6 protein-coding genes are annotated in these 6165 nt (G+C 43.6%); 3 read left to right on the plus strand and 3 right to left on the minus strand.

What is annotated here, in order from left to right; all coding sequences use genetic code 11:
• Positions 1-36: 36 nt before the first annotated feature.
• On the minus strand, positions 37-807 hold the full coding sequence (locus tag QZT18_RS23165) for a YwaF family protein (protein WP_294152056.1): 771 nt from the start codon (positions 805-807) through the stop codon (positions 37-39).
• A gap of 381 nt (positions 808-1188) precedes the next feature.
• On the opposite strand from QZT18_RS23165, the gene QZT18_RS23170 reads away from it, so the two are divergent.
• The 3 genes from QZT18_RS23170 (at position 1189) to QZT18_RS23180 (ending at position 3712) form a co-directional block, all read left to right on the plus strand.
• Positions 1189-2031, plus strand: coding sequence for a basic amino acid ABC transporter substrate-binding protein (locus QZT18_RS23170; protein WP_125144280.1), 843 nt, complete (start codon positions 1189-1191; stop codon positions 2029-2031).
• 249 nt (positions 2032-2280) lie between these two features.
• Positions 2281-2973, plus strand: a complete 693-nt coding sequence (locus QZT18_RS23175) for an amino acid ABC transporter permease (protein WP_227031510.1) — start codon at positions 2281-2283, stop codon at positions 2971-2973.
• 16 nt (positions 2974-2989) lie between these two features.
• On the plus strand, positions 2990-3712 hold the full coding sequence (locus QZT18_RS23180) for an amino acid ABC transporter ATP-binding protein (RefSeq protein WP_206429543.1): 723 nt from the start codon (positions 2990-2992) through the stop codon (positions 3710-3712).
• A gap of 180 nt (positions 3713-3892) precedes the next feature.
• On the opposite strand, the gene QZT18_RS23185 is transcribed toward QZT18_RS23180, so the two are convergent.
• Together QZT18_RS23185 and QZT18_RS23190 are read right to left on the minus strand one after the other, a co-directional pair.
• Complete coding sequence (locus QZT18_RS23185) at positions 3893-4813, minus strand: tyrosine-type recombinase/integrase (RefSeq protein ID WP_294152062.1); 921 nt, start codon at positions 4811-4813, stop codon at positions 3893-3895.
• Positions 4814-4847: 34 nt separating this feature from the next.
• Positions 4848-5612, minus strand: coding sequence for a tyrosine-type recombinase/integrase (locus tag QZT18_RS23190; RefSeq protein ID WP_366925961.1), 765 nt, complete (start codon positions 5610-5612; stop codon positions 4848-4850).
• Between the last annotated feature and the right edge of the window lie 553 nt (positions 5613-6165).

Consider the following 6165-nt stretch of genomic DNA (forward strand, 5'->3'; position numbering starts at 1 on the left):
CCCGAACCCCGACCGTCCCGGCGGCGTTCTCATTCCTCAATTAAATCCCCATTTAAATTTGTAGCGGTATCCAATATGAAGAACAAAAGCGCCGAACACGATTGTGCCCAGATAACTCAAATCCCCCGCCATAATCCCAAAGCGTTCCGCTATCACGGAAAAAACAGGCTGCGTTGTGGGATAGTACGGTGTGATGTAAAACATATCCGGGTACCCGTAGGGACTTGCCAGGATATTGACGGCAGTCGCAATGAGGCAGCAAACCAGAAAAATCCCGGTAGCCCCTGCCAAGCCGCGGTACGACGCAGCTCCCATATCGGAAAAAAGAATCAGCAGCCCGATGAAAACAAGTACAATATGCCAAAGAAAAGAGTGGAGGGTGAGAGTCCAGTAGGGATGCATCATTCCATAGGGCGCCGCAAAGACGAGGATGCTGCCCGGCAGATTGTAGCTGTACATAAAGGTGCAGAGAATTCGCTGCCATTTTCCTCCCGTTTTTCCCGTAAAGGGTAGAAGAATGCAGAGATACATAGGGATACTGCAGAGCTGGAAGGGGAAATACCACCAGTCATAGCTATGGTGATTAACCACGTAGTAGAGAAAAAGCTGTTTATAACATTCCGATAAGGCAAGCAGTATTCCCATTATGAATAAAATCACGACCCTTGAGGAATATGGAAGATGTCTGAGGCGCCAGGCCAGAAGCGCGGCGGCAGCCAGGCCGAATATGGTAAAGCAAATATGAAATGCGGAAAAAGGCAGCGGCGGAGTCATGGGCCAGGCCGTTTTTAACAACCAGTCCTCCATAAAAACACCTCACTTTCTGATAGTACATTTTCACAGCTTTTTATGGCCGGATGTAATCGTATCTGATGTGTTACTAGTTTGTAGTATAAACCTAAACGTGATATTTGCCAATAGTTGTAAATCATAAGGGGCTTTTTGCATAAAAATTCATAAACTTCTGGAAAAACGTAAAAAAAACCGAATTAGTACTTGATTATTTTCTAAAATACGTTATAATGAATTACTAGAAAACAAAATTAATATTTATACATATTTAGTGCATAAATCACACTTCTTAAACGGAAGAAACAGGGAAGTGCCCCGGAGAATTAACAGCAGAATGCCTCTGGGAATGTATAATAAATCAATTTATGCATCTGATATGACAAGAGGAGGATAATTATGAAGAAACAGTTTTTAGCTTTAGCAATGGCAGCAATGATGGCGGCATCTCTCGCAGGATGCAGTTCGAAACCGGCAGAGACAAAGGCTCCTGAAACAGCAGCGGAGACACAGGAAGCAGCCGGTGAGACAACAGAAGCAGCAGATGAATCTGCTGAAGAGACAAAAGAAGAGGCAGCGGCAGGCGGAGTGCTTGTTATGGGTACCAATGCAGAGTTCCCTCCTTATGAATTTTACGAGGATAACGATATCGTAGGTATCGACGTTGAAATTGCAAAGGCAATCGCTGAGAAGATGGGCATGGAGCTTCAGATTGAAGATATGGCATTTGATGCAATTATTCCTGCAGTTACAAGCGGCAAAGCAGATTTCGGCGCAGCCGGCATGACAGTAACGGAAGAGCGTCAGAGATCCGTAGAATTTACAGACACATATGCAAACTCCAACCAGGTTGCAATCGTAAAAGAGGACAGCGACATCGCAGGTTCCGCTGATCTGGAAGGAAAGACAATCGGCGTACAGCTCGGAACTACAGGCGACGCACTTGCAACAGAGCTTAAAGATGCAACAGTAGAACGTTATAATAAAGGTTTAGAGGCAGTTCAGTCTCTGACACAGGGCAAGATTGACGCAGTCGTAATTGACCAGGCCACTGCTCAGGCATTCGTTAAGAAGACAGAAGGAATCAAGATTCTGGAAGAGAAGATGTCGGAAGAAGAATACGCAATTGCAATCAAAAAAGGAAACACAGACCTCGTTGAGAAAATGAATGCTGCAATCGCGGAACTGAAATCAGAAGGAAAAATTGACGAAATCGTTGCAAAATACATGGATGCAGAGTAAAATATAAATTGCGGCCTGTATAAAAAAGCATTAAAAGGTCCGAAGGCGGAAACAGCCCGGCGGATAGAAATATAAATTAATGTACAAGGTAATATGGAGGCTGGTAACAGCCTCCATAAAATAACGCTAGAAGAGTAAGATAACGTTAAAAGAACAAATATCATTAAAAGTTACAAAAGTGTTGAATGATTGATGATACGGATAAAGCAGTTAATAACAGATAACGGATGACAGATAAGGAAAAAAGATATGTGGCAGAAATTCACTGAGGATTTTTATTTTAATTTTATTGAGAAGGACCGCTGGCTTTACCTGGTAGACGGCCTCAAGATTACGCTCACCGTAACACTGCTGGCAGTAATTCTCGGTATTGTTATTGGTCTGATTGTGGGTGTAGTCCGTTCTACTTACGAAAAAACGCACAAACTGAAAATACTCAATTTCATATGTAATCTGTATCTGACTGTGATCCGCGGTACACCTGTCGTAGTTCAGTTGATGATTATTTACTATGTCATCTTTGGAAGCCTCAGGGTGGACAAGGTTCCGGTTGCCGTACTTGCCTTCGGTATTAACTCAGGCGCTTATGTGGCCGAGATTTTCAGAAGCGGTATTATGTCCATCGACAACGGACAGTTTGAAGCCGGGCGGAGCCTGGGATTCAACTATCCCCAGACGATGTGGTATATTGTAATGCCTCAGGCGTTTAAAAATATTCTGCCTGCGCTTTGTAACGAGTTCATTTCCCTGTTGAAAGAGACATCGGTTGCGGGCTTCATTGCCCTCCAGGATCTGACAAAGGGTGGAGATATCATCAGAAGTATCACATACAGTGCGACGATGCCGCTGCTTGCCGTCGCTGCCATTTATCTGATTATTGTAATTATATTTACCCAGCTTATCAAATGTCTGGAAAGGAGGCTGAGGCAGAGTGAACGATAATTATTTTGAACAACCTCTGATCCAGGTGAAGAATCTGCAGAAAAGCTTTGGCCCCAATGTAGTTCTGGACGGAGTAACGGTGGATATTTATAAGGGAGACGTCGTTTGTGTCATCGGTGCTTCCGGTTCTGGAAAAAGTACTTTTTTACGCTGCTTGAACCTTCTCGAAGAGCCGACAGGCGGACAGATCTTATTTGAAGGCACAGATATCACGGACAGAAAAACAGATATTAACAAACACCGCCAGAAAATGGGAATGGTATTTCAGCAGTTTAACCTTTTCCCGCATATGACAATTCTTGAAAACCTGACCCTGGCGCCAATTAAACTTCAGGGAAAAAAACGGGAGGAGACCGAGGCGGAAGCCATGAAGCTCCTGGAACGTGTCGGCCTTCAGGACCGCGCCGGCGCATATCCCAACCAGCTTTCAGGCGGTCAGAAGCAGCGTATTGCTATCGTTCGCGCACTTTGCATGAAGCCGGATGTGATGCTGTTTGATGAACCGACATCGGCTCTGGATCCGGAGATGGTCGGAGAGGTGCTGAGCGTTATGCGTGATCTGGCAGAGGAAAAGATGACCATGGTCGTTGTAACTCACGAGATGGGATTTGCCAAGGAAGTGGCGACGCGCGTAATGTTTATGGATGGAGGAAATTTTGCGGAGGAGAATGAACCGAAGGAATTTTTCGAACATCCGAAGAGTGAGAGATTACAGGCGTTTTTAAGCAAAGTGCTGTAAAACGTTCTATATAATTTATGTTACAGGCAGAACTCCGGGAGAGAAATTCTTCCGGAGTTTTTTCGTGGAAATTTATATGGAAATCTATATGGATAATTATATGGAGATTTTGGAAAAGGTGTTTTGCAACGGTACGCCTCAACGGGTACTTTCCGGATATGTAATTCATCAGGCAATCATTCACCAGGTAATAATTCGGTCCAGCAGAGCTTTCTGCTCCTGGCTGGACCGCGTGAGGTAAATGCGGGTGGTTTCTATACTGTCATGTCCCATCAGGTCGGCGAGCAGCGAGATGTCGTTAAAACGTTTTAGGAAGTTTTTAGCGAAACGGTGTCGGAATGAATGGGGATAAACGGTCTTGGGGTTAATTTTATAAAGCTTGGCAAAATGTTTCAGGCGCAGTTCTATGCCGCGCGATGTAATCAGGTTGCCGTGCCGGTTCAGAAAAATAAATCCGCTTTTGATGCCTCTTTCCATAAACCAAGGAATTGCTTCCGCACAGAGGCTGCGGGGAAAATACAGACGCCGTATTTTTCCCCCTTTTGTATAGAGATCCAGATATCCGAGACGTAAATCTTCTATTTTAATCTGCAGCAGTTCGCTCACCCGGGCTCCTGTGGCGCCGAGAAAGCGGATGACAAAGTACCAGTACATATTCCCATCATTTTTCAGCCTTTTTTTCATTCGCTCATAATCTCTCTGGGAAATCACAGTATCCAGATAACTTTTTTTCTGCTCTTTTACCGACTGCATTCGGTAGGAACCATCGCGTGTTTTTTTAACCGAATTTAGATCTACCGGCTCCTGAGGGGTGGAATGCTCCGTATAGGACAGCATCAGGGAAGAAGGGAGTTTCCCGATTTCCTGCAGATAGCTCAGGTAGCGGTTCATTCCATAAATCCTTGCATTTACAGTGTTAAACTGATAATTTTTCAAAAGATATTCCCTGTAGCTCTTCAGATTATCTACCGAAAGCTCATGGCTGAGTGAAAAAAAGAGGGAGACGGAACAGGAATAGGAGGTGATGGTCTTTGCAGAGCGCCCCTGTTTTTCAAGATGCACCCTGAAACCGTCCAATGAATTTTCGAGCAGTTCTTGCATAAATAACTCCTTTAGTCTTATGTACTTTTAAATGTTACCAGTCGACTACCTTGTTTATAATTTCATATTGTTCGCTGCTGGAGCGCCTGAGATAAATTCTCGTGGTTTCCAGATTCTTATGCCCTAACAAGTCGGAGAGCAGAGAGATATCTCCGCACTTTTCAATAAAACTTTTGGCAAAACGGTGACGGAAAGAATGAGGATGAACCACTTCTGGGTTCATCCCGTAGGCAATAGCCATATTTTTAAGCTGTCCCCGGATACCGCCGGGAGTAATGGGGTTACCATACCGGTTTAAGAAGACGAAACCGCGGTCCTTTTTCAGCGTTTTCAGCCAGGTTATGGCATCCTTCTGTAATGCTTTCGGAACATAGATACGCCGGACCTTATTTCCTTTGGAGTAGATATCCTTGTATCCGGAAAAAATGTCCTCCGCTTCAAATTGAATCACCTCACTGACTCGCGCTCCGGTTGCGGCCATAAAGCGGATGATGAAATAATACAGGTATTTGTGATCCCGCAGCAGACAGTTTTTGAGGTATTCGTAATCGGCCTCGCTGATGACGTTATCAAGATAATTTTTGTGCTGGATGCGCACCATTGGGATTTTTCCGGGATTAAGATTTCTGAATTCTATGTAGGAATTCATCGCACGGATCCGCAGATTTACGGTCTGCGGCTTATAATGTTCCAGAAGAAATACTTTATATAATTTCAGGTTGGAATAGGTGATATCATGGTAAAGTGCAAAAAATTGACGCAGGGCGTAAACATATACATGGATTGTGTTGAGCGACATGTTCTGCGTAGAGAGATAGTGGCGGTAATCTTCTATATTTAAAGCATGGCTGACAGCGGCCTGCTTCGCATATTCCCTTCTTTCCTCTTCGGAGGACAAGTCGGAATAAAGAATCCCTGAAGTCTGCTCAGGCGCTTCATCACTGAAAGTATGGAAGCCGCCGGTGGACGACGTCTGGGATGCTGATAGATAGTTCATAGGGGAAGCTCCTTTCAAAAGTTGTGTTTTAATGTCATAGGAATCCAGGGAGTTGTAAGAAAGGATGACATGCCAAATAAACAGAATGCATCAGTTCTAATTTCTGCATAAATATTCTATAATTCACCCCAAATAATATACCCCATTCTCTTTTTCTTGAAATTCAATGCTCAAAAATCTTATATTACTATATCATCCTATTGAATGAGAATCAATGAAAATTAACTTAATAATACAAGTAAATCTATATAAAGCCAAAATAGTAAGACAAAATGGGGTGTTACAATGTCCTTAACTTGCGATAATTTTCCTTATCCGAAGTATAATGACCTCGTAATGCAATTAGGAAATTTCG

It is taken from the genome of uncultured Clostridium sp. (assembly GCF_900547735.1).
Taxonomy (GTDB): domain Bacteria; phylum Bacillota; class Clostridia; order Lachnospirales; family Lachnospiraceae; genus Otoolea.

Excerpts from the sequence above, each read along its gene's own strand:
- QZT18_RS23165 (WP_294152056.1), bottom strand. The coding sequence starts at position 807 with ATGGAGGACTGGTTGTTAAAAACGGCCTGGCCCATGACTCCGCCGCTG.
- QZT18_RS23170 (WP_125144280.1), top strand. The coding sequence starts at position 1,189 with ATGAAGAAACAGTTTTTAGCTTTAGCAATGGCAGCAATGATGGCGGCA.
- QZT18_RS23175 (WP_227031510.1), top strand. The coding sequence starts at position 2,281 with ATGTGGCAGAAATTCACTGAGGATTTTTATTTTAATTTTATTGAGAAG.
- QZT18_RS23185 (WP_294152062.1), bottom strand. The coding sequence starts at position 4,813 with ATGCAAGAACTGCTCGAAAATTCATTGGACGGTTTCAGGGTGCATCTT.
- QZT18_RS23190 (WP_366925961.1), bottom strand. The coding sequence starts at position 5,612 with ATGTCGCTCAACACAATCCATGTATATGTTTACGCCCTGCGTCAATTT.